Consider the following 3,707-nt stretch of genomic DNA (forward strand, 5'->3'; position numbering starts at 1 on the left):
CCGGCTTCGTCCGGCGCCGGCGACGGCACGTCCGGGACGGGCTCGACATCGGTCGCCCCGACCATCGACGCGGTGAGCTTCTCGTACGCCGATTCCCGGTCGATGGTGCGGCCGTACTTTCCGTACAGCGGGTTCGCCTGCGCCGACGCGCGCATCGCGCTCTCCCCACCGTGCCCGTCAGCGAACGCGGCGGTCGCAGACGCGTCCAGGCGACGGGCGTCGGCGCGCCCAGCTCGGACAGGACCGTCACGATCGCTTCGCCGGTACCGAGCCCGGTCAGCGCCTCGGCGAGGTCGTAGGCGTCCGTCTTCGGGAAGGTGCGCACGACCTTCGCGAGCGCGGCCTCGTCCTCGGGGGTGAAGGCGGGTAGCGCGTGCTGCACCCACGCGCCGAGTTGCGACAGCACGCTCCTGGGAAGGTCGGTGGGTAGCTGCGTGCAGAAGACCACGCCGACCCCTCTGGAACGAATGAGCTTCACCGTCTGCTCGATCTGGTGCACGAAGGCCTTCGACGCGTCCGTGAAGAGCAGGTGCGCCTCGTCGACGAAGAAGACGAGCCGGGGCTTGTCGACGTCACCCACCTCCGGCAGCGCCTGGAACAGGCCGGCGAGCAACCACATCAGGACGGTCGAGAACAGCGCAGAACGGGTGGCGTCCTCGCCGAGTTCGAACAGGTTGATCGTCCCGTGGCCGTCGATCACACGCAGCAGGTCCTCGACCTCGAGTTCGGGTTCCCCGAAGAATCCGTCGCCACCCGCGCTCTCGAGGCCGACGACGGCGCGAAGGATCACACCGGTGGTCGCGGGCGACACGGCGCCGAGTTCGTCGAGTGCGTCGCGTCCTTCGTCGCTCGTCAGGTACCGGATCACCTGCCGCAGGTCGGCGAGGTCGAGCAGCGGAAGTCCGTTGCGGTCGGCCCAGTGGAAGATCAGTCCGAGCGTCGATTCCTCAGTCGTGTCGAGGCCGAGCACCTTCGAGAGCAGGATCGGGCCGAAGGAAGTGACGGTGGCACGGACCGGGATGCCGACGCCGTCGGTGCCGACCGAGTAGAAGGCCACGGGATGACCCGTCGGGGTCCATTCCTCGTCCCCGGTGTCGGCCGCCCGGGTGAGCACGTCCTCGTTCGGCTCGCCTGCGGCGGACAGGCCCGACAGATCGGACTCGACGTCCGCCATCACCACCGGAACCCCCGCCGACGACAGCTGTTCTGCCATCATCTGCAGCGTCTCGGTCTTGCCCGTGCCGGTAACGCCGGCGACGAGAGCGTGACGGTTGATCGTGGCGAGCGGGATGCGCACCTGCGCGTCCGGGTCGGCGACGCCGTCGAGAACGACACTTCCCAGTTCGAGCGCCTCGCCGATCACGTCGTATCCGGACGCGATGGCAGCAGTGGAAATTTCCGGGTTCTCGGTCATACTCGCCCCCTCCGGCGTCGACCTGCCCACCGTGACGGTACCGGCCCCTCACGCTACGGAAAGACCATTTCTATCGAGCGCCAGAATTGTCGCATTACAGTGATTCCGATCACAACCGATGTCGCGCGAGCGTTTAGCCCGACACCCTTCATGACCTGCATGTTCTTCGGGAGAACTCGAAGCGGCGAGGAAACGAAGATCATTCGCAAAAACAATGACTTGTGCTAGCAACGAACTACGCGAAACATTTCACGAGCACAGGAGAAGCACATTGACGCCCAAGATCGCCATTCTCGGAGCAGGTCCCAGTGGACTCGCGCAGCTGCGCGCATTCGAAGCAGCCCGAAAGGCCGGTCTGGAGCAGATCCCCGACATCGTCTGCTATGAGAAGCAGCCCGATTGGGGCGGAATGTGGAACTACACCTGGCGCACGGGACTCGACGAGAACGGTGAACCCGTCCACGCGAGCATGTACCGCTACCTGTGGTCCAACGGCCCCAAGGAATGCCTCGAGTTCGCCGACTACTCCTTCGAGGAGCACTTCGGCCGCCCGATCCCGTCGTACCCGCCACGGGCCGTCCTGCTCGACTACATCATGGGTCGCGTCGCCAAGAGCGACGTGCGCAAGTACATCCGCTTCAACACTGCAGTGCGGTGGGTCGACTGGTCGGACGAGACGCAGAAGTTCACCGTGACGGTGATGGACCACAACCGCGGCGTCCTCGAATCCGACGAATTCGACTATGTCGTCGTCGCAACCGGCCACTTCTCCACTCCGAACGTTCCCCACTTCGAGGGCCTCGACCGGTTCCCGGGACGCGTACTGCACGCTCACGACTTCCGCGACGCCCGCGAGTTCACCGGCAAGCGCCTGCTCCTCGTCGGCAGCAGCTACTCCGCCGAGGACATCGGCACCCAGTGCGTCAAGTACGGCGCCGAACAAGTGACCTTCAGCTACCGCACGGCACCCATGGGCCACGACTGGCCCCAGCAGTTCTCCGAGGTGCCTCTGCTCACCCACGTCGACGGCAAGGTCGCCCACTTCCAGGACGGCAGCACGCGCGAGGTCGACGCCATCGTGTTGTGCACGGGCTACAAGCACCACTATCCGTTCCTGCCCGACGAACTGTCGCTGCGCACCAACAACCGGTTGTATCCGCGCGACATCTACAAGGGCATCTTCTTCCAGCGCAATCCGAGGCTGATGTACCTCGGCGCACAGGACCAGTACTTCACGTTCAACATGTTCGACGCGCAGGCCTGGTACGCACGCGACGTCATGCTCGGCCGCGTCGACCTGCCCGATCTCGACACCCGCGAGAAGGACATCGACGAGTGGCGGGCACGCGAGGAGAAGCTGTCGTCGCCGGTGGAGGACATCGACTTCCAGGCCGCCTACATCCGCGATCTGGTCGACCGCACCGACTACCCCGAGTTCCACGTCGAACGCCAGGGCGAGGTGTTCAAGCAGTGGAAGAAGGACAAGAAGAACGACATCATGGGGTACCGGAACAAGAGCTACGCCTCGACGTTGACCGGCACCCTCGCTCCGCCGCTGCCGGCGCCGTGGATGGAGATCCTCGACGACTCCCCCGAGTCCTTCCTGAGTCACGATTTCACCCGCAACGGCTCGCTGCCGCTCGGGCCGGCAGCGCAGAACGGGACGGCAGCGCAGAACGGGACGGCAGCGCAGAACGGGACGGCAGTGCAGAACGGGCCGGCAGTGCAGAACGGGACCGGTGAAGGCCGGACGATCGGCCGGCACCGTGCCCCTGCCGCGCGCCGCCCGGTCCGGCCGGCCGCATCACGCACCGTCCCCGTCAAGGCGTGATGTCGGGCATTTCGTCTCCGGCCCTCGATGCCGCCCCTCGTGAGTGCGCATCCGATGGCTAGTCTGTCTGTCGTGCAGGACAAACTCGTATGGATCGACTGTGAGATGACGGGACTGCGTCTCGGCAGCGACAAATTGATCGAGATCGCAGCTCTGGTCCACCGACAGTGATCTCAACGTGCTCGGCGAGGGCGTGGACATCGTCATCCACGCCGATGACGACGCCCTCGCCGACATGCCGGCGGTCGTGCAGCAGATGCACGAGCGGTCCGGGCTCACCGAAGAGGTGCGGCGCTCCACGGTCAGCCTCGCCGAGGCCGAGAAGCAGGTCCTCGCGTACATCCGCGAGCACGTCACGGAGGCCGGCACGGCCCCGCTGGCGGGCAACTCCATCGCGACCGACCGCGCATTCATCACCCGCGACATGCCCGAGCTCGACAACTACCTGCACTACCGCATGGT

At 65.8% G+C, this 3,707-nt stretch carries 1 protein-coding gene and 2 pseudogenes; 2 read left to right on the plus strand and 1 reads right to left on the minus strand.

The window, feature by feature from the left end; genetic code table 11:
- A pseudogene (locus R1101_RS27390) lies at nt 1-1,414 on the minus strand (helicase HerA-like domain-containing protein); the annotation flags it as partial.
- Nucleotides 1,415-1,685: 271 nt separating this feature from the next.
- Between R1101_RS27390 and R1101_RS0118300 the strand changes: the two are divergent.
- Together R1101_RS0118300 and orn are read left to right on the plus strand one after the other, a co-directional pair.
- The gene (locus tag R1101_RS0118300; protein WP_016934801.1) at nt 1,686-3,245 is read left to right on the plus strand and encodes a flavin-containing monooxygenase; all 1,560 of its coding nucleotides are present in this window, start codon (nt 1,686-1,688) and stop codon (nt 3,243-3,245) included.
- A 72-nt stretch (nt 3,246-3,317) separates the two neighbouring features.
- Nucleotides 3,318-3,707, plus strand: a pseudogene (gene orn, locus R1101_RS27395) (oligoribonuclease); the annotation flags it as partial.

It is taken from the genome of Rhodococcus sp. R1101 (assembly GCF_000278445.1).
In the GTDB taxonomy this organism is placed as follows: domain Bacteria; phylum Actinomycetota; class Actinomycetes; order Mycobacteriales; family Mycobacteriaceae; genus Rhodococcus; species Rhodococcus gordoniae.